Source organism: Lewinellaceae bacterium (genome assembly GCA_020636105.1).
GTDB lineage: Bacteria > Bacteroidota > Bacteroidia > Chitinophagales > Saprospiraceae > BCD1.
On the sequence record JACJYL010000002.1, the window covers coordinates 226,727 to 247,819 of the forward strand.

Here is a 21,093-nt window from a genome sequence, read left to right on the forward strand (position 1 = left end):
GCTTAACACATAGTCACATAGTGCACATAGCCTTATAACAAAAACTATATGCACTATGTGACTATGTGTTTTGAATACCCCCCTACCTTGCCGATATTCGCAACATGTCAGAAAGAAAATTCGTTGGTTACGGGGGATTTTGTGTTGTTGCAGTAAAATCTATCCCAGGCATTTGCCTGACTAAAACCGCGGAAGCTTAACACATAGGCACATAGTGCACATAGCCTTATAACAAAAACTATATGCACTATGTGACTATGTGTTTTGAATCCTTCCCTACATTTCCGATATTCGCAACATGTCAGAAAGAAAATTTTATGCCCTGGGTACTGCGCCACAGGTACCCACGCGAAAACGAAACCAGAACGGTTACTTCCTGAGATGGGATGATCAGGGTTTTCTGTTTGATCCGGGAGAAGGCACCCAGCGACAGATGATCTATGCCAGTATTTCTGCCCATGAAATCACCAAAATTTTCATCACCCATTTTCATGGAGATCATTGCCTGGGGTTGCCCGGCATATTGCAACGCATTTCCCTGGATAATGTATCCCACCCGGTGGAAGTATATTTTCCGGCTTCCGGGATGGAATATTTCAACCGGATGAGGCAGGCCTCTATTTTCCACGACCGGGCCGACATCCGGCCGATGCCTTTTAAAGAAGCCGGGGTTCTTTTTGAAAATGAAAAAATTTCCATCACTACCCTACCCCTGGATCATACGGTGGATTGCTGGGGTTATAGGTTACAGGAACGTGACGGGATTAGCTTTGTTCCCGAAAAGTTGAAGGCACTGGGGCTGGAAGGACCGATAGTCGGACAACTAAAAAAAGAGGGCAGCATTACAGTGAGCGGAAAGCAGATATCGCTGGAAGCCGTGAGTGTGCCAAAGCCTGGTCAATCCTTTGCCTTTATACTCGACACCAGGGTTTGTGACAATGCCGTGCGTTTGGCGCAGAATGTCGACCTAATGGTCTGCGAAGCCACTTTTTTGAACGAACACCGACAGGAGGCACATGATTTCGGGCACCTTACCGCAGCACAAGCCGCAAAGATCGCCGCGAATGCCGGAGCCCGGTGGCTGACGCTCACCCATTTTTCACAACGGTACCAGGATGAGGAAGCTTTTGCCAGGGAAGCCAAACCATTATTCGAGCATGTTGTTTGTATGAAGGACGGCGATATCGTTGAAATGCCCAAAAGAAAAACATGAAGGATATGATCAGAAAATATATTTTAGTCTCAGTCTTTATGATGGCCGTATCCATGGCTATCGGGCAATACGATTTTTCCATCAACGGAAAATCCATCCTGGATCTGCAAAATGAATCTTCGGCTCCTTTAAAAATTACCCTCCCCATTTTTCATGCCATGCCTTTATTGGAGGACGATCCTCAGCGGGTTGATTTCCCCGGATTGGAACAACAGTTACTGGCGCCTTATAATATCGATGAAATTCCTTTTTTCTGCCGGTTGGAAGTCAAAATTGAAAAGAGACTTCGTGTTCCATTTAAATTCAGGCTCGGCGAGGTGCATTATACCGAAAGTATGGAAGGAAAATACTGATTTTCATCCTTAGCTGAAAAAATTATTTTTTTTATTATTTTATTTTTTACTGCAAATTTTCATTAAAAACGCTACATTTGACTTCAAATTTAGGTTCAACTTTAGATTTTTGACCTGTTTTTTCGAAATTACCGTGTAAAAATCGATAATTTCTTAAAAATTAAAAAAAACTAATATGTTGTTCTTTTGCATCTAACCAATCATAAACCGGCTTCCAGGTCACGATGAAATAAGACCATCTTTTTTTACAATTTTGAATTAATCAACCCCTTAATTTCCATTTTCGAGGATAAGTTTTCGAATATTTCCAGTTTTTCCTGACCAAATTAACCGTAAAAAAAATGAGGTTGTTAAGCCACCTCGTATAAGGTTTCATTTTTCATTTACTTCAATCAACATTCAAACATCAATGAGTCATTCAAGATTTAGTGCAATTGAAAACATTCTCACCAGGACGGAGGATGATTTCGTTCAGATCAACGATCCTAAAGAAAAAATTTCTTCTTATTTCGGCAGTCTTGTTTTTAATGACGCTAAAATGAAGGAATATCTTACAGAAAAATCATACAAAAACGTAAAACAGGCCATTGATTCGGGAGCAAAGATTTCCCGAAAAGATGCCGACATTGTGGCGGAAGCCATGAAACGTTGGGCTATGGATCATGGAGCTACCCACTTTACCCACTGGTTTCAGCCCCTTACCGGAAGGACCGCTGAAAAACACGATTCCTTTTTTACGCTAAAGCCTGACGGCAGCTTTTTGGAAACCTTCAGCGGGGACAGGCTGGCTCAGCAGGAACCTGACGGCTCGAGTTTCCCGGGCGGTGGACTGCGTTCCACTTTTGAGGCGCGCGGTTATACGGCATGGGATCCTTCTTCTCCTGCCTTTATCATTGAAATGAGTGACGGGAAAACGCTGTGTATCCCCACCATATTTGTAACCTACAGCGGGGAAGCCCTCGATTACAAACTTCCACTGCTCAAATCCCAGGCCTTCCTGGAACAGGCTGCTGTTCCTGTATGTAAATTATTCGATCGAAAAGTAGATAAGGTCTTTGTTACCCTGGGATGGGAGCAGGAATACTTCCTGGTAGATGAAGCTTTGTACCACGCCCGACCCGACCTCGTCATGACCGGCCGCACCCTGCTGGGCAAACACAGCCCGAAAGGACAGCAGCTCGATGATCATTATTTTGGAACCATTCCACAGCGGGCCTACGCTTTCATGCGCGACCTGGAGATCGAATGTCACAAACTGGCCATTCCGATCACTACCCGGCACAATGAAGTAGGTCCCGGCCAGTACGAGTTTGCTCCGATTTTCGAGGATGTCAATGTTGCCGTAGACCACAACCAGCTGCTGATGGATTTGATGGACCGGGTGGCCCAGCGTCATAGGCTGAGGGTATTGTTGCACGAAAAGCCATTCGCCGGAGTGAACGGTTCCGGGAAACACAACAACTGGTCAATGGCCACGAATACAGGTAAGAACCTCTTGTCTCCTGGAGAAATCCCTGGCAAAAACCTGATGTTCCTGACATTCTTTGTCAATACCATCATGGCTGTTTACAAACATGCCAATCTACTCAGGGCCAGTGTAGCTTCAGCTTCCAACGACCATCGTCTTGGAGCCAATGAAGCGCCTCCTGCGATCATTTCTGTTTTCCTTGGAGAAACTTTGACCAGGGTATTGAATGACGTTTTGAAAGGAGGGGCAGTAGACTCTGCCGATGTTAAAAAAGTACTCGATTTACTGAGCAAGGTGCCGAGCCTGGAAAAAGATAATACGGACCGTAACAGAACTTCTCCATTTGCGTTCACCGGTAATAAATTTGAGATCAGGATGGTCGGTTCTTCCATGAACTGCGCCGCCCCGATGACGATCATGAATACCATCGTTGGTAAACAACTGGAGGAATTCTATGCCGATGTACAGTCTATTGTGGATAAGGAGGGTGTCAAAGTGAACACAGCTGCCCTTAAAGTCATCAAAAAATACATCAAAGAATTCCAGCCCATTCTTTTTGAAGGGGACGGTTACAGCGATGAGTGGAAAAAAGAAGCTGCCAAACGCGGCCTCGCCAACACACCAAACACCCCTGACGCCCTCGAAGCTTATATGTCTGAAAGTTCAAAGGCATTGTTTAAACACAGCCAGGTTTTTTCCGAAAAGGAACTGGAAGCTCACTATGATGTGATGTGTGAAAACTATACGCTTAAGGTACAGATTGAAGCCAGGGTCATGGGAGAACTGACGTTAAACCATATTGTACCTGCTGCTGTGAAGTACCAAAACGTACTCCTTGATAATGTACTCAGTATGAAGGAACTCGGCTTACCGGAAGCTGATTATGCGGGCCAGCTGGATGATATCAAGCGCATTTCACATCACGTCAGAGAAATCAGAAAAGAGGTGGAAGCCATGATCAACGAGCGTAAGAAAGCGAACAAAATCGAACATGCTCCTGAAATGGCAAAGGCTTACTGCAATAAGGTGAAACCTTACATGGAAACGATTCGTTACAACGCTGACAAATTAGAATATATCATTGACGATCAGGATTGGCCAATGGTTAAGTACCGTGAGTTGATGTTTGTGAAATAAATTCCCCTTCTCTCATTAACGTGAAACGACCCGAATTTTGCCTAAAAGTAAAGTCCGGGTCGTTTTTTTTCTGTTCCGGGGTTGAAGGAATGTGGACTTTGCCAATTTTACCGCTTTAAAATGGCATTTAATCCGGCATAGCCTCCGGCATTATAAACCTCTACCCCTCTGCGCTTTAGTAAATTGGTCGCCATTTCACTTCTCCGCCCGCTACGGCAATAGGCCAGCACCACCTTTTTTTGTTTTTTTATGTCCTCAGCCACCTCGTTGATCATTCCCAAAGGGATATTTACGGCACCGAGAATGTGGCCCGATTCAAACTCCTGTTCTGTACGAACATCCAGGATCAATGCCCCTTTTTTTACTTTGGCTCTGATCGACTCGGCAGATTCGATTTCAGGGCCGCCAAATAATTTTTTCAGAAAACTCATTGGTGTTAATTTTTTGTGCTGCAAAGTTCATCATTCTACAACTGAACTCCGGTGACCTTTGTCACATGGTCAACAATTGATGGAACGATAATGCCGTACTGCAGGTCGGGTTGTTCAAAGTAGTTCAAATGGTTCCAGGTGTTCAAGTTGAGCGAAGCAGTATCCCTTACCGGTGGTCTGGAAAGTTCAATCTTTCTAATCCCCTTTCGCTGACTCAAAGCAATTAAATGGTTGTAATACCGGCTGTTCAGAGCAGTCAAAAAATTGGTATTTGTGACAATTATCACCGATTTAAGGTTAAAAATGCCTGTTTTTTGCCTTTGAACTTATTCCGAAAAGAAAAACGATTTCATAAAAAAGAATACAATGGGTTACGTCGTACATTTAACATTAGGATTTGGAATGGCATTTTTGGGGCTGGTGCCTCCGGGTATGCTCAATATGACAGCTGTGAGGACCAGCATTGAAAAAGGAATGAAATGCGGACTTCGGTTTTCTGCTGGGGCCGCTTCAATAGTGATCATACAGGCATTTACGGCCCTTACCTTTGCGAAATACCTCAATGCACACCCCGAAATATTTGATGTACTGAAAAAAGTCGCCACAGGCATTTTCATCCTGCTGGCTGTTTTTTTCTTTACCCAGGCAAGAAAACAATTCAAGGCTCAGGGCAAGCAAAAAAAAGGCAACAGTTTTTACACCGGCATGCTGATGTCATCTTTGAATGCACTGGCCATTCCCTTTTATTTTGGTTACAGCTCGATCATGGAAGCCAAAGGGCTGATCATTTTGCAACACCCCTATATTACCGTTTTTGTATTAGGAGCTGTGATCGGGGCCTTCGCGCTTTTTGCTACTTATGCCAAATTCGCTGAAGTCATTGTAAAACGTGCCCAATTCATTGCCAAAAACATCAATTATATCCTTAGTGCCTTGTTTGTTGCTTTAGCGGTAATTCAAGCAATCAGCTTTTTTTGATAATTTTTTTTAAAAAATATACAAATTCCTTGCATTACGTTTATTTAATCCATACGTTTGCAACAGCGAAACAAAAATAATTTTGATGAAAGCTCATTTGAACAATAACTATTTTTTTGGTTTTTACTTTTACGCTCAACCGTAAGGGACTACCAAATTTTGTTCATCTGAGAAAAGATATAAAATAGGAAGTCCCGTTCAACCGGGACTTTTTTTTTGTGCTCAAATCAATTAAAACCATGCTTAAAAAATCAAGTTTTTTTAATTATTTCTTTTTTTACTTTTTTAGCAATGCGTAGCAGGGCTTGATTTGCTGTACAATTAACACAAATAAAGGCCCCGCACATGGGGCTTTTTTTTTATCTAAAAATAAACAAAATGGTAAGGCCGGAACAAGACATTGAGATCATAACAAAAACAAAGCCCTCCCTAAGGGTAGCCATCCAGGGTTATGCCGGGGCATTTCACGACATCGCCTCCAGGCTTTGTTTCAAAGACCACGATATTGATGTGGTGCCGGCACATACCTTTGAAGAGCTGGTGGAAAAGCTGGAAACAGACACCACCATTGATGCCGCCCTGATGGCCATCGAAAATACCCTGGCAGGAAGCCTTATGCACAATTACTCTTTGCTCAATGAATCGCAACTGACCATCTCCGGGGAAGTTTTCCTACGCATCAAACAAAACCTCATGGTGCTGCCAGGTGTCAAACTCGAAGACCTCAAGGAAGTGCACTCCCACCCGGTAGCCATTGAGCAATGTCGCAAATTTTTCATACAACACCCTCACATCCGACTCGTCGAAACCGTGGATACCGCCCTGAGCGCCAAAAACATCCTGGACCATAACCTCACCGATACAGGAGCCATTGCCAGCACCCTGGCGGCCGATCTATACGGTATGGAAATCATCGCGGAAAGTATTGAAACGCATCATAAAAATCATACCCGTTTTTTGGTTCTCAGGCGTAACAGCCATTTCATGGAAGATCAAAAAGCCAATAAAGTTTCCATCAGTTTTTCTCTCACTCACGAAGTGGGAAGCCTGCATAGCGTTTTAGCCCTGATGGCTGCCTATAATCTTAACCTGACCAAAATCCAGTCCACTCCCATAATAGGTAAACCCTGGGAATACATGTTTTTCGTGGATTTTGTAATGGGCGGGAAGATCAGTTTTGAACAAGGGATCGGAGCCATTCGCCCCATCACCCAAAATTTAAAGGTCCTCGGTGCTTATCCTATTGGTCAGCATCATGATTATTGACCCTGCATAATCAACCAGAAAAATCATAAGATAATACCACTAAAATTTATCAAACCATGACTCAACCGAATCTGCATATTTTGCCCCCCATACCTGAAATTAAAACAGCAAGCCGGCTAGGAGAAGTGAAAGAATACTATTTTTCCCAAAAATTACGCCAGATCGCACAAATGAGGGGAGAAGGGAAAAACATACTCAACTTAGGCATTGGCAGTCCGGACCTGTCTCCTGCGCCGGAAGTGATCGATGAATTTACAACCCGGATCAGGCAGGAGGATAATCACGGATACCAAAGTTATAATGGCATCCCGGAATTGAGGCATGCCTTTTCCAGTTGGTACGCCCAATGGTTCAGTGTGCAGCTCGATCCTGAAAATGAAATCCTGCCTTTGATCGGTTCCAAGGAAGGTATCATGCATATTGCCATGACTTTCCTGGAAGCGGGCGATGAAACTTTGGTACCCAATCCGGGATACCCGTCCTACAGCGCCGTTTCGAAACTTGCCGGGGCCACCCTCCGCGAATACAAACTCGAAGAGCACAATGGATGGATGCCCGATCTCGATGCCCTGGAGCAGCAAGACCTGAGCAAAGTAAAAATCATGTGGGTCAGTTACCCGAATATGCCTACCGGGGCAAATGCCGACGATGATTTTTTCACCAGGCTGATCCGGATCGCCCGAAAAAATGCTTTCCTGATCGTCAATGACAATCCCTATGCTTTCATTCTCAATGAAAATCAAAAAAGCATACTGAGTATTCCCGGCGCCAAGGATGTATGCCTGGAACTGAACTCTTTGAGTAAATCCCACAACATGGCAGGATGGCGTATTGGAATGCTGGCCGGCAAAGCCTCCTTTCTCAGCAATATTATGAGATTTAAAAGCAATATGGATTCCGGAATGTTCAAACCGGCGCAGCTGGCGGCGGCCAAAGCACTGACCAGCCCAGCCTCATGGTACCGGGAACTGAACGAAATTTACAAAGAAAGAAGGGGCATCGTATTTGAATTGCTGGATCAGCTCAACTGCACCTACGATACGAAACAGGTAGGAATGTTCGTATGGGCCAGAATTCCTGAAAAATACAGAAGTTCCTACGAACTTTCTGATGAAGTCCTGGACAAGGCTCATGTATTTATCACTCCCGGGGGCATCTTCGGTTCACAAGGCGAATCATTTGTGCGTATTGCCCTGTGCAGCAAAAAAGAAGTATTCAGGGAAGCCATCAACCGAATACAAACAAGCAACAAGTAAAAGCAACATGACCATTACCATAATAGGCATAGGATTAATCGGAGGTTCGCTCGCCATTACCTTGAAAGAGAATGGTTTTGCACAACACATTATCGGAGTTGACATCAATCCTGAAAATATTAACAAAGCCTACCGAAGACGTTTGATCGATGAAGATCTGCCCATGAAAGAAGCGATTGACAAATCTGACATTGTCGTACTGTCAACGCCGGTTGACATCATGCTCCATTTACTGCCCACCGTACTGGATATGGTTGAGCACCAGGTGGTCATGGATGTGGGATCGACAAAGGAGAAGTTACATGCTGTGGTGGCCCATCACCCTAAAAGGGGCAATTTTGTTTCCACCCACCCTATGGCGGGAACCGAATATTCAGGACCAGAGGCTGCCGTGCCGAACTTGTTCGACAACAAGTGCTGCGTGATCTGTGAACCCGAAAAAAGCAACCCCGTGGCATTGGATAAGGTGTATAGCCTGTATGGCTCTATTCCGATGACAAAAATATACCTCGACCCCAAACCACACGATGTCCATGCAGCCTATGTTTCCCATATTTCGCACATAAGTTCTTTTGCCCTGGCCCTGACGGTTTTGGCCAAAGAAAAAGACGAAGACAGGATTTTCGAACTGGCCAGCGGTGGTTTTGCCTCAACGGTACGCCTGGCCAAAAGTTCTCCGGATATGTGGATTCCCATTTTCCGACAAAACCGGGACAATGTGCTGGATGTTTTAGATGAACACATTAACCAACTGGCCCATTTTCGCAGTTTATTGATCAAAAAAGACTTTGATGCCTTTTACGAACAGATCAAAGCGTCGAATGAGATTAGAAGGATCATAAAATAAGAGGACGGTGGAAGGGTCACTTACAACAAAATAAAGCCTCCCGACCTACGGATGAATACATTGAATTATTGAATACTGGATCATATGATCCCTTTAATGAAAAAATAAACTATAAAATACCATGCAAATTGAATCCATTTTAGACACGCCACATAAACGTCCTATCATCATTGCAGGACCTTGTAGTGCCGAAACAGAAGAACAGGTCCTCGAAACAGCCCGCGGACTGGTCAATATGAACGTTGATTTTTTTCGTGCGGGCATCTGGAAGCCACGTACCCGGCCGGGAAGTTTTGAAGGATCAGGACGCCCGGGACTGGAATGGCTCCGGAAAGTCAAAGAAGAGACAGGACTGAAAGTGACCACGGAAGTCGCCAACAGTAACCACGTATTTGAAGCCATCAAACATGGGATCGATGCCTTATGGATCGGAGCCAGAACCACCGTCAATCCGTTTGCCGTACAGGAGATCGCCGATGCCCTGGCCGGCATTGATATTCCTGTTATGATCAAAAATCCTGTCAACCCGGATCTCAGCCTTTGGATCGGGGCCATAGAACGTATTTATAAGGCAGGGATCCATAGGATTGCCGTCATCCATCGTGGTTTTTCCTATCATGGAGAAACAAAGTTCAGAAATATCCCCCACTGGCAGATTCCTATTGAACTGAAGCGCAAGTTTCCCAATATTGAGATCATCTGCGACAACAGCCATATTTGCGGGGAGCGGACGATGCTTCAGGAGGTTGCACAAATTGCCATGGACCTTAGCTTCGACGGTCTGATGACCGAGGTTCACCCAAACCCTGACGAGGCATGGAGCGATGCCAAACAACAAATTACGCCCGTTATTTTTGAAAACCTGGTCAAAACCCTCGTTTTAAGGCAACCTTCCACTGATGACGTGGAATACCTGGATACTATTGAGCAACTCAGAAGTCAGATCGATGAAGTGGATGGGGAATTGCTCAATCTACTAGGCAAAAGGATGCAACTCGCTGAAAATATCGGGCGGTATAAAAAACGTAACAATATCGCAATTCTTCAGGCAGAACGCTGGAATGAGATCCTTGAAAAAACTCAGGCATTAGGACAAATGAGGGGGCTGAGTCCAGAGTTTATACGCACCTTTCTTCGTGCCGTGCACCAGGAGTCAATCAACCACCAGGAGAGTATTATGAACGAGGTGGAGGCTAAATAAAAATTTTGTTTTCATTCCGCTCTTCTGAAGGAAAGGAAAAAGTAATTCTAGTTAATGCCGTAAAATCCATAAAAACAAGGGGCCGGATGTAATTACATCTAGCCCCTTTGTTATTATTTGAATTTATATTTCTATAAATTCTGTAGTGGTATTGTATTCAATTTATTTTACCAAATTATAGGACAGACCAACAGAAAAATCCCTTCCCGGTCTGTAACTCTGGAACAAATAAGTATTGCCTGCAAATTCACTGGAGCGATCAAAAGTATCATCCAGGATATTCTTAACGGCAAAGCTTACTTTGAACTGTTTGCTGGTTCCGAATTGCTGAGACACTTTAAAGTTCAGTGAATGGAAAGGCTGCTCGTAAACATCCGGTTGCGCACCGATCTCCACAAGGTATAATTTTTCACCCAGCACATTGTAGCTCAGGTTAGCCTGCGTACCGATCTGATTTTGGTAATTGATAAAGGCATTGATGATGTACGGCGACTGGCTGTATAAAGGTCTTACATCAGAAGCGTTGGGATACACCGCACGGATGTCCTGCAACTCCGATGGTTTGATGGCAGCCTCAGATTTGATCAAAGTGACGTTTGACCCAACCGTGAAATTTTTCAGCGGTGCTATAAAGTCAAGTTGTTTGCGAAACTCGAATTCTATCCCGTAAACATTGGCTCTTGCTACATTTTCAAAGACCCATTCCCCGTTTTTGGCTTGTGGATTGTTGGTCAGCTCAATAGGATCCTTGAAGTTTTTGTAAAACAGGCTGAATGAAATCAACTCTCCTGGTTTCATGAAGTATTCCCAACGCAAATCGAGGTTATCAACAGTGGTACGATTCAGGTCAGGGTTCCCCAAAAGGAAGCTGTTGTTCAGAAATTCAAAGAATACCACCGGCGCCAGCTCTTTGAAAGTAGGCCGGGCAATGGTACGGTTATATGACATACGGATGTTCATCTTATCTTTTACCGGCTCATAGATCAATCCAAAAGCAGGCAGGAGATCAGCATTGTCCAGCAATTTGATATCATTGAAATCGATATTGGTAAAATTCACGGTTCCCAATTCGAAACGGGCTCCGAAAACAGACTTCAACCGGTTCGTCAAAGGCATTTCAACCATCGAATAGGCACTGATCACATTCGAACTTGCATCGTACTGATTGCCGCTAAGGGTAGCTTCATCCAGGAATACCCCGTTAGAATTTTCGCTGCTGATGATATTGCTGTCCGCAAAATAATCGTCAAAATTTCCCGGGAACACATTACTGTTTGAGTTGAACTGGTAGATCTGCTCTCCAAAGGAACGGGATTTGTAATTGTAGGCTCCTCCCGCACTAACGGTAGTGTTTTTGGAAGTCCAGTTCTGGAAAGTATACCCCAGGTCAATCTTACCGTTGAAGGTGATTTCATCCAGGTTTCTCCAGTAGCGGGTAGGAATCAATCCGATAGAAGGCTGGATCGAATATTCTTTGTCTCCGTTGCTGTTTATTTCATAGGCATTGTTCAAAAATCTGAGGTCAGGTTGTTCCATGTGGGCAAAACTCAGGGCACCGGCCCAATCCACACTAAACTTACCGTTTTCTCCTAAAGCATGCTTTCCGTTAATTTGGGTAACGTCCAGCCTGCGCTGCATGTAAGCAAGCGTTTTTTCCTGGTAGCCAATAGCCTCGAGGTAACGGGGGCCTTCCTGGAAACGTGTTTCTTTCATCCCTGACTGGTTATGCAGGTAGGAAATACTGATCTTGTTGGCATTGTCTAGTTTCAAAGTTGCGGCAGCAATGGCTGACCACAATACTTCATCTTCGCTTTTATTGTCTTTGAAAATACGGTCTAGTTTCAGGCTGTCCGAATCCGCAGAAATGAACTGGTAGCGGCCGGTAACCCCGTTTTCGTAGAAGTTATAGCTGTGCTTGTAAGTCATCCCTGCAATAAATCCAAGGCTCTTGCCAAACAGATCTACCTGGTTTCCCACGGATAAAGAAATTCCGTGATCCAGAGGTGCAGGCGAATTTTGGGTCTCCACCACTTTATTAAACGCTTTAGTCAGTTCTGCGCTTGCATTAGGGTTGGTGGCGGCTAACACAAAATCAGGATGAATGCTGCTATTTTCAATAGAGGCAGGAATGGTTCTTGAACCATCGTCATACCCGAGCCAGTCGGTTTTACTCCCCTGGTGGGTGATAAAGTTGGAATTCAAATTGACATTAGGATTCATACCAACACTAACACTGGCATTAAAGGTCATCGTTTCAGGAAAATCTTTTGTGCTGATGTCAACCAATCCTCCGGTAAAAGTACCGGGTAGATTTGGCGTAAATGTTTTGTAAACGATGATATTTTCGATCAGGTTGGTCGGGAAAATGTCCATTTGCACGCTGTTCCGGTCAGGGTCAAGACCAGGGATTTCCAGGCCATTCAAAGTCGTCTTGGAATAACGGCCTCCCAACCCGCGGACGAAAACGTATTTTCCTCCGTCAACGGAAACACCTGTTACTCTCTTCATGGCTGCTCCCGCATCGCTGTCCCCGGTATTGGTGAACGCCTGGCTGGAAATACCGTCGATGGCGCCAATGCTTTTACGTTTAAGCGTCTGAACAGAGTTTTCTGTATTTTGAAGTGCTTTGGCGGACACGATAACGCTTCCCAGCTCCACGGCTGCGGAAGTCATCTTGATGTCGCCCAACACAACGGTTTCGTCACCAACAACTACATCGGAAATGGTTTGTGTAGTGTAGGAAAGATAAGAAATGACGATGGAATAGGTACCTTTTTCGAGATTAAGCAACTCAAAACGACCGTCGAAGTCGGTCACGGTACCGGTTCCGGTAGCTTCAATCATTACGTTGGCCCCGAATACTTCCAGGCCATCTTCATCAATGACACGCCCTTTTATGACCCCAGCCAGGGCATTGAGCGAAAAGGAAGATCCAAGAATAAAAATAAAAAGAAGTTTTAAAATTGTTTGTTTTGTATACATTACCACTGTGATTTAAAAAATTCAAAAAGGTGTCAGGGGATTTTTTTTATCATCACCTGACACCTGGTTAATAAAGTTCAAAAGAGCACGTTAATCAATCGTATCAATGAAGTTTAAAAGGCTTTGATTACAATTTGGAAATCAAAGTCCAGCCATCGGTCCAGCGTGGTGCGCCAGGTGCAAAAGCTCCTTTGTAGTTGGTTGTTTCGAAGAAAGAATCTGATGGAGTTGAAGCCGTTCCAATAGTGTTAGAAGGAACATAATTAGCATCCAGTCCCGGATCCTGGTCAGCAATGTTACCGGCAGCTGTCAATTCTGATTCAACGGTCAAAGCCTCAGCAGTGAAAGGGGCCGCAACATTCCAAAGGATATTGTTTTCCAGCACCATGCGACCAGCATTGTATTGTGCCAGTGTTTCAGCATCCAGAATTTCAAGTCCTTTTGCATAGTTGGTAAAAATACTATTGTAGTAAGATCCTGCAGAATTTTCACGGAGACGCACAGCCCTGTTGCTGCCATTTCCGACGAAGGTTGCATTGTAAGTTACCCATGCAGCGAAAGGCTCGCAGAGAAGACAGTCACTTGGACCACCATCATTCTCAGAACCATTGTCACCGGCATCGTCCTGAATAGCAAACCAGAACTGGTTTTTTCCACGGTATCCTTCGTCAGTGTCGAAACAGTCGTCACCACAGTAAGCTACAGCGATGTGTTTTGTATTTACAGTACCGCCGAAGAACTCAACACCGTCGTCTTTGTTGGCGATGATCTCTACGTAATCGATGGTAGTACCACTACCTACTGCACCGAGAGTCAAACCGTTGATCTCGTTGTTGGCACCGATATTGGATCCACCGTGACGGATGGAAACATACTTTACGATTCCTGAATTGTCGGTATCATTAGTCCCTCCATAAAGGCCTCTTGGTTCCGTAGTCGGAATACCTTCAATAGCCAACTCTGCCTGAGGAGCATTGGTCGCAGCATTACCCAAAAGGATTAAACCACCCCAAAGACCACGGAAAGAAGGCTCAAGGTTCCCGCCTGCACAATTGAGCGATCCGTTTTCATCACGGGCGATTTCATCAGCAGCTGAAGTGAATACAATAGGATTAGCAGCCGTTCCTTCTGCTTTGATCTGACCGCCTCTTGCAACGATCAATGCCGCAGCATTTTCTGCCTGTCCTGCTGCACCTTTAATAATCGTACCTGCCTCGATGGTCAACACCTGGCCATCATTTACAAAAACGCGACCATTCAGGATGTAGGTTTTGTTTTTTGTCCAGGTAATGGTTCCTGTTCCTTCCCCTCTGTCCGTAACGGATACCAGGTCATAATTCTCAATAGTTCCATCGCCATCACAATCGTTAGTGATCCTTTGCTCCTCATACAGGGTAGAAGTTGTATCCGGAGGAGTAACCACGGGATCTTCATTACAGCCCGAAAAGACAAATACCAAAACCATTGAAGCGAATAAGACCAGATTCTGAATTTTCATAATTTTTTAAATTTCTATTAGATAAAATAGTGTGTTAAAAGTTCTGATTTAGCTGGATTTATAAAACCCTGTTTAAAATTTCACTGCAAAGGAACCGATCAAGCTTAAAGTGAAATCGATTTTCAGATTAACTTTAGGTTAAAAAAATATGAGTATGTTAACTCATTGTAAACAAGTGTCGAATAACCCTTTATTTATCAAAGAATTAGCCTCGTGAAAACTTATTGATAATGGAAAATAACCGGAAGAAAAAAGTAGATCCTATTTTTTAACAAGGAAAATTCTAAGGTCTGATGTCCTGATTTTGTGGTTGGCAAATATTGAAAGGTTAAAACTTAAATTCCTGTTGCATCTTTTTTCCATTTTTCGTACCTTGCGAAGGATATCACGCAAGTATCAAAAAGTTCTGACTCAACATTATAAACTTTAGAGTATGACTCAAAGTGACTAGGGCGGGCCTCAATCTTCAGTACTGGGGATTTTCCGAAAGGAACAAGGGGATTACCGATCCACAATGGCGACTCTAACCATGTCTTCAGGGGCCAGAACTCCCTGATACTTGTGTGATTTTTTTTGGTTTCTTTTGAGAAACCCGAAGTTTTAATATTACTTTTCTACTGGAATTTTTTTCTTTTCACTTTTGTATTATTCTGTAAGCAATTACCGTTATATATCTGTTTAGAAAAAAAGTCCTCTGCCTTCCGAGTTATTACAGTTATATCTTAACTTTATGGTTATTCCCTGTCCGTTTTTTTGTTCAGTGCCCCCCGAGCAGACGAACGAATTCCGGGATGACTCCTTTTTTAATTATTCTCAAAATTAACGACCCTATGTCATTCATTAAAAAAATCAACTTAACTGCCGTGCTCCTGCTCGCCGGCCTGATGTTTTTTGTCACCAATTGCAAGAAAAAGGACAACAGGGCTGCAGAAATGTCTCAAAGTGTAAGCGCTTATGTTTATGGCTATACTTCGGGCATCATCTCAAAAGCTTCTCCCATCCGGGTACAATTTACCAGCACCATAGCCGCCCCGGAAATGGTGGGTGAAGCTGCAGAGAAGGGAATACTCAGCTTTAGTCCATCTGTAAGCGGCACCCTGGTTTGGGAAAACGAGCAGACGCTGCGTTTCGATCCGGATCCCTCCTTTGAGTCCGGAACGACCTATATTGGGACCGTCAACCTAAAAAAACTCATTTCCAATGTACCGGCAGAAGCCAATAGTTTTGAATTTGACTTTCGTACCCGAGACCAGTTCCTCGAAGTGAGTTTTAAGGGATTTTCTACAGAAGACCCCAATTCACTTATAAAACAGCGTCTGGCCGGAGAGATCAGGCTGGCTGATATTGCCGACGCTGAAAAAATCGAACAACTGCTTACCGCCAACCAGAAAGGAAACAACCTCAACATTACATGGAACCACGACCCGGGCCAGATGACCAGTGAATTTTGGGTGGAAGGCATCAACCGGGGCGATAACCCCTCTGAAATGGAAGTCAAATGGAACGGTAACTCCCTGGATGTTGATTTAAAAGACAAAAGGACTTTTGAAATCCCCTCGCTTTCCGATTTCAAAGTAACCGATGTAAATATTGTCAATGATGCTGAAAAATACATCCTGCTCAATTTTTCCGATCCTTTACTTGAAACTCAAAACCTTGACGGGTTGATTACGATTTCGGATTTTTCGGGCAATTTGCGCTACCTTATCGAAGGAAACTTCGTCCGCGTTTATCCGGCCGGCTACCTGGTAGGCGAGCACAGGATTAATATTTCCACCGGCATTAAAAATATTCAGAACAGGAAGATGAAAACCCCGGGCAACTGGGTATTTACCTTCGAATCGGCCAAACCTGAAGTGCAACTTGTCGGGAATGGTGTCATACTGCCCAATTCGGACGGCCTGATCTTTCCTTTCCAGGCCATCGGCCTCAATGCCGTGGATGTGGAAGTTTTTAAAATTTTCAATAATAATATTCTCCAGTTTTTACAAAGCAACAACATTGATTATGGCCAGGGTGACCTTTATATGGTTGGCCGTATCGTTATGCGCAAACAGGTTTCCCTCCAACACCTGAATGCGGATGCCACTTCGGATGGCTGGTCAAATTACGCCCTGGACCTAAGCAAATTAGTCGCCCAGGACAACCAGGCCATTTACCAGATTCGGATCGGTTTCAAACCGGAATACGCAACCTATTTTTGTAACAATGACAAAGAAAAAGAAAACCTTACCGTTGTAGGCGAGGAAGAGGATCTGGAAAATAGTATCATGGATAACTGGTACGGTCCTGAAGGATGGTACCCGGATTATTCCTGGGCGGACCGCGAAGATCCGTGCAAACCAGCCTATTACAACGCCGATCGTTTTGTGAGTCGCAATGTAATTGCCTCCAACCTTGGGATAATCGTTAAAGGCAATAATGATAAAACGTATTTCACCGTGGTCACCGACCTGCGGGATGCGAAGCCGGTCTCCGGCGTTACCGTTCAGTTTTTCGACTTCCAGCAGCAGCCTATCGGCCTGGGCCAGACGGATGCAAAAGGAATGGCCACTGTCAGGCTTGAACGTGAGCCTTTTGTAGTGGTGGCAAAAAGTGGCGGCGACCAGGGGTATTTGAAACTCCAGGAAGGATACACCCTTTCTATGAGCAGGTTTGATGTTTCCGGCGCACAGGCACAGAAAGGCCTTAAAGGGTTCATCTACGGGGAACGCGGTGTTTGGCGGCCCGGGGATTCCATCTACCTCAACTTTATCCTTGAAGATGAAAAAGGCGCCCTTCCGGCCAATTACCCAATCAGTATGGAAGTCACTGACCCCCGTGGACAGGTCATTGAAAAACGCAATACCTCCGGGAATGTCCGTGGCATTTATCCATTGTTTTTTGAAACTTCTCCCGATGCTCCCACCGGTAACTATGCCGTCAACATTAAGGCAGGTGGAGCCTATTTTCACAAAAATCTTAAAATAGAAACCGTAAAACCCAACAGGCTTAAGATCGACCTGGATTTCGGCTCCGAAGTGTTACGTTCCTCCAACGAGCCCCTGCAAGGTACCATTCAGGCAAGATGGCTCCACGGAGCCCCGGCTTCCGACCTGAAGGCCATCGTTGAGGTTGAGGTGCGCTCCACAAAAACTACCTTTGAAAAATATGCCGATTTTGTTTTTGATGATCCTGCCCGTCGCCTCAACATGGAAGCCCGCACCATTTTTGACGGTCCCCTCAATGGCGAAGGAAAAGCCACCATCAATACAACATTACTCAACAACAAACTCGTTCCCGGAAAATTAAGCGCCTCCTTCAAATCCAGGGTTTTTGAAAAAGGCGGCGATTTCAGTACCGACAATTTCTCACTCCCCTACTCTCCTTTTGAGGTTTATGCGGGGATTGCCATTCCTGAAGATACCTACGGAGGCAAGGAACTGGAATTGAAAAAAGACGAGTCTCTGTCTTTTGTTGCCGTGGATGAACAAGGTAAACCCAAAGCCAACAGGAAACTGGAAGTTGGCCTGTACCGCATCAATTGGCGTTGGTGGTGGGATTATGGCTACGACGATGTATCTCGCTATAATTCAGGCAGCCACTATGATGCCAATGAAAAGGCTACCCTCACCACCAATAGTAAAGGGGAAGCCAAATGGACGGTCAATGTCAAGGAATGGGGAAGATACCTCGTCCGCGTCTGTGATCCGGAAAGCGGCCACTGCTCCGGAGACTTTTTTTATGCAGGTTACCCATACGGAGAAGATGAAGGCCAAAACAAGGAGGCTGCCGCCATGTTGAATTTCAGCTCCGACAAATCAAAATACAACATTGGAGAGAAGGTAAAACTGACCATTCCAATGGGCAAGACCGGAAGAGCACTGATCACCATCGAAAACGGTTCAAAAGTATTGCAATCGTTCTGGGCTGAAGCCAAAGAAGGAGAAAATGTATTCTACTTTGAAACCACTTCCGAAATGGCGCCCAATGTTTATGCTCATGTGGCCTTGTTGCAGGAGCACGCCCAGGTGAACAATGACCTTCCTATCCGTCTTTATGGCATCATTCCGATCTTGGTCGAAGATAAAAATACCCACCTGATGCCCAAATTGAAGATCGCCGATGAATTGCGGCCGGAAGAAAAATTTGAAATGGAGGTTAGCGAATCCAATGGCAAGGAAATGGCCTATACCATTGATATTGTTGATGAAGGGCTGCTGGGACTCACCCGCTACAAGACCCCCGATCCATGGAATACTTTTTATGCCAAGGAAGCCCTGGGCATTCGCACCTGGGATATGTACAACTATGTGCTTGGTGCTTATGGCGGCAAACTCGAACAAATACTGAGTATAGGGGGAGACGGAGAAGTGATCAATCCGGATGTGGAAGAATCCGCCAACCGTTTCAAACCTGTTGTGATGCACCTCGGGCCCTTTACCCTCAAAAAAGGCAAAAAGGCCAAACATACACTCATTATGCCAAACTATGTTGGCGCAGTCAGGGCGATGGTCGTGGCCGCCAATACAGAAAAGGCTTACGGAAGTTTCGAGAAAACCATACCTGTTAAGAAACCGCTGATGGTGCTGGCCACCTTACCGAGGGTGCTTAGCCCCGGGGAGGAAGTACTGCTTCCTGTCAATGTTTTTGCCATGGACAAAAAAGTGAGCAAGGCCACCATCACGGTAGAAGAATCCAGCGGACTCGCACTTCTGGAAGGTGGCAATAGCCAGTCGATATCCTTCTCAAAGCCGGGAGACAAACTGGTCACCTTCCGCATCAGGATGAAAGAAAGTGTTGGTGTGGCCAAATTTAAAATATCAGCTAGCGGCGGTGGCGAACAAACTTCACAGGAAATTGAAATCCAGGTGAGGAACCCTAATCCTTATTCCACCCAGGTGTACAATAAAGTGCTGGCCGCCGGAGAAAGCTGGAAAGTGAGCTTCGATCCCGTGGGTATGACCGGTACCAATGAAGGCGTTTTGGAGGTTTCCAGCATTCCTCCGATCAACCTTGGGGAGCGACTGGAATACCTGTTGCAATATCCCTACGGTTGTATTGAACAAACCCTCTCAGGAGGTTTCCCACAGTTGTACGTCAATAAACTCCTTGAGCTGGATGGCGATCAGAAAGAAAGCGTTCCGAAACACATAAAAGCTACCATCGACAGGCTGAAACTCTTCCAGACTTCCACCGGAGGATTTGCCTACTGGCCGGGCAATTCCAGCCCCGACCACTGGTCTACCAGTTATGCAGGTCATTTCCTTTTGGAAGCCAAAGCCCTTGGTTATACTGTACCTAACGGACTTCTTGACAACTGGGTGAAATTCCAGAAAAAGGTGGCAAAAATGTGGCGCGTGGATGAAAAGGATTATGGTTTTTACAATTACCAGAGCAATGAGTTGAGCCAGGCCTATCGTCTTTATACCCTGGCGCTTTATGGCGAACCGGATCTCGGAGCGATGAACCGACTACGGGAATCCAAAAACCTGGGACTTCAGGCACGCTGGAGACTCGCCGCTGCCTACGCCCTGAGCGGCAAAAAAGACATTGCCAAACAACTCGTCAATAAAGCCAGTACGGAAGTGGCAGATTACCAGGAGTTGTCTTACACCTATGGCTCGGGCATCCGCGACCGTGCGATGATCCTGGAAACCCTGGTGCTGTTGGATGATCAGGTAAAAGCTGCCACGGTGGTGAAATACCTGTCGGAACAATTGAGCAACTCACGCTGGCAAAGTACGCAAACCATTGCTTTTTCCCTTTTGGCCATCGGTAAATACGTTGGCGAAGGCGATATACCTAAAAACCTGAATTTTGCCTATAAGGTGGCCAATGGCAAAATGACCAATACCGGAAGCAAAAGCCCGGTCATGCAAATTGGCCTCAATATTGATCAAGGTGATCACAGTGCAGAGGTGAAGAATCCGGGCAATTCCCCATTGTTTGCAAGGGTGATCCTGAGAGGACAACCGGTTTCCGGTCAGGAACAGGCCCTTTCCAATGATCTGAAGATTACCGTGAATTATTCCACAATGGAAGGCAAAACGCTCAACCCGGAAAGCATTGCACAGGGAACGGACTTCATCGCTGAGGTGCGCATTTCCCACCCGGACAGCCGGCCAATTGATTTTGACGAGCTGGCCCTGAGCCAGGTATTCCCCTCAGGATGGGAGATCACCAATACACGGATGGATGGCCTTCAGGCCTTCAATCCCGGTGACGCGTCCGATTATCAGGACTTCCGGGATGATCGGGTGAACACTTTCTTTGATATCGGAAGAGGCAAAACAAAGATTTATCGCGTACAACTGAATGCCGCCTACCAGGGTAAATTTTATCTCCCGGCGGTATCGTGTGAAGCCATGTACGATCATTCCATCAATGCCAATACTCAGGGCATGTGGGTGGAAGTAGGCGTGCCGAAGACGATATAACCGGTTGCTGGTTAATCTTTGCTCGTTGCTGGTTTTTTAGCTGG

General features: G+C 45.1%; 12 protein-coding genes and 1 pseudogene. 9 read left to right on the forward strand and 4 right to left on the reverse strand.

Annotation, left to right across the window (positions count from 1 at the left end):
- Positions 1–298 precede the first annotated feature (298 nt).
- The 3 genes from H6571_18350 (at position 299) to H6571_18360 (ending at position 4,171) form a co-directional block, all read left to right on the forward strand.
- A complete protein-coding gene (locus H6571_18350; GenBank protein ID MCB9325705.1) occupies positions 299–1,213 on the forward strand; it encodes a ribonuclease Z in 915 nt (304 codons plus the stop codon).
- A 5-nt stretch (positions 1,214–1,218) separates the two neighbouring features.
- On the forward strand, positions 1,219–1,566 hold the full coding sequence (locus H6571_18355) for a hypothetical protein (GenBank protein MCB9325706.1): 348 nt from the start codon (positions 1,219–1,221) through the stop codon (positions 1,564–1,566).
- A gap of 409 nt (positions 1,567–1,975) precedes the next feature.
- A complete protein-coding gene (locus H6571_18360; GenBank protein ID MCB9325707.1) occupies positions 1,976–4,171 on the forward strand; it encodes a glutamine synthetase III in 2,196 nt (731 codons plus the stop codon).
- Between the two features lie 107 nt (positions 4,172–4,278).
- Here the strand turns inward: H6571_18360 and H6571_18365 are convergent, their stop codons facing one another.
- On the reverse strand, positions 4,279–4,602 hold the full coding sequence (locus H6571_18365; GenBank protein MCB9325708.1) for a rhodanese-like domain-containing protein: 324 nt from the start codon (positions 4,600–4,602) through the stop codon (positions 4,279–4,281).
- 35 nt (positions 4,603–4,637) lie between these two features.
- Positions 4,638–4,862 (reverse strand): hypothetical protein, encoded by a 225-nt coding sequence (locus tag H6571_18370; protein ID MCB9325709.1) that lies wholly within the window; start codon positions 4,860–4,862, stop codon positions 4,638–4,640.
- 106 nt (positions 4,863–4,968) lie between these two features.
- Here H6571_18370 and H6571_18375 point away from each other — a divergent pair, with 106 nt between their 5' ends.
- The 5 genes and pseudogenes from H6571_18375 (at position 4,969) to H6571_18395 (ending at position 10,150) form a co-directional block, all read left to right on the forward strand.
- On the forward strand, positions 4,969–5,580 hold the full coding sequence (locus tag H6571_18375; GenBank protein MCB9325710.1) for a LysE family transporter: 612 nt from the start codon (positions 4,969–4,971) through the stop codon (positions 5,578–5,580).
- Between the two features lie 378 nt (positions 5,581–5,958).
- Positions 5,959–6,846, forward strand: coding sequence for a prephenate dehydratase (locus tag H6571_18380; protein MCB9325711.1), 888 nt, complete (start codon positions 5,959–5,961; stop codon positions 6,844–6,846).
- Positions 6,847–6,902: 56 nt separating this feature from the next.
- A pseudogene (locus tag H6571_18385) lies at positions 6,903–8,087 on the forward strand (aminotransferase class I/II-fold pyridoxal phosphate-dependent enzyme).
- Positions 7,978–8,949, forward strand: coding sequence for a prephenate dehydrogenase (locus H6571_18390; protein ID MCB9325712.1), 972 nt, complete (start codon positions 7,978–7,980; stop codon positions 8,947–8,949). The pseudogene H6571_18385 and the gene H6571_18390 overlap by 110 nt, the downstream one beginning before the upstream one ends.
- Positions 8,950–9,070: 121 nt before the next feature.
- Positions 9,071–10,150, forward strand: coding sequence for a bifunctional 3-deoxy-7-phosphoheptulonate synthase/chorismate mutase type II (locus tag H6571_18395; protein ID MCB9325713.1), 1,080 nt, complete (start codon positions 9,071–9,073; stop codon positions 10,148–10,150).
- Positions 10,151–10,312: 162 nt separating this feature from the next.
- Here the strand turns inward: H6571_18395 and H6571_18400 are convergent, their stop codons facing one another.
- Positions 10,313–13,132, reverse strand: a complete 2,820-nt coding sequence (locus tag H6571_18400; GenBank protein MCB9325714.1) for a carboxypeptidase-like regulatory domain-containing protein — start codon at positions 13,130–13,132, stop codon at positions 10,313–10,315.
- Positions 13,133–13,259: 127 nt separating this feature from the next.
- A complete protein-coding gene (locus H6571_18405) occupies positions 13,260–14,630 on the reverse strand; it encodes a hypothetical protein (protein ID MCB9325715.1) in 1,371 nt (456 codons plus the stop codon).
- A gap of 830 nt (positions 14,631–15,460) precedes the next feature.
- On the opposite strand from H6571_18405, the gene H6571_18410 reads away from it, so the two are divergent.
- Positions 15,461–21,049, forward strand: a complete 5,589-nt coding sequence (locus H6571_18410; GenBank protein MCB9325716.1) for a hypothetical protein — start codon at positions 15,461–15,463, stop codon at positions 21,047–21,049.
- Positions 21,050–21,093 lie beyond the last annotated feature (44 nt).

Bases quoted from the DNA above. Each gene is read 5' to 3' on its own strand.
- H6571_18350 (MCB9325705.1), top strand. From the start codon at position 299: ATGTCAGAAAGAAAATTTTATGCCCTGGGTACTGCGCCACAGGTACCC.
- H6571_18355 (MCB9325706.1), top strand. From the start codon at position 1,219: ATGATCAGAAAATATATTTTAGTCTCAGTCTTTATGATGGCCGTATCC.
- H6571_18360 (MCB9325707.1), top strand. From the start codon at position 1,976: ATGAGTCATTCAAGATTTAGTGCAATTGAAAACATTCTCACCAGGACG.
- H6571_18365 (MCB9325708.1), bottom strand. From the start codon at position 4,602: ATGAGTTTTCTGAAAAAATTATTTGGCGGCCCTGAAATCGAATCTGCC.
- H6571_18375 (MCB9325710.1), top strand. From the start codon at position 4,969: ATGGGTTACGTCGTACATTTAACATTAGGATTTGGAATGGCATTTTTG.
- H6571_18380 (MCB9325711.1), top strand. From the start codon at position 5,959: ATGGTAAGGCCGGAACAAGACATTGAGATCATAACAAAAACAAAGCCC.
- H6571_18390 (MCB9325712.1), top strand. From the start codon at position 7,978: ATGTATTTATCACTCCCGGGGGCATCTTCGGTTCACAAGGCGAATCAT.
- H6571_18395 (MCB9325713.1), top strand. From the start codon at position 9,071: ATGCAAATTGAATCCATTTTAGACACGCCACATAAACGTCCTATCATC.
- H6571_18400 (MCB9325714.1), bottom strand. From the start codon at position 13,132: ATGTATACAAAACAAACAATTTTAAAACTTCTTTTTATTTTTATTCTT.
- H6571_18405 (MCB9325715.1), bottom strand. From the start codon at position 14,630: ATGAAAATTCAGAATCTGGTCTTATTCGCTTCAATGGTTTTGGTATTT.
- H6571_18410 (MCB9325716.1), top strand. From the start codon at position 15,461: ATGTCATTCATTAAAAAAATCAACTTAACTGCCGTGCTCCTGCTCGCC.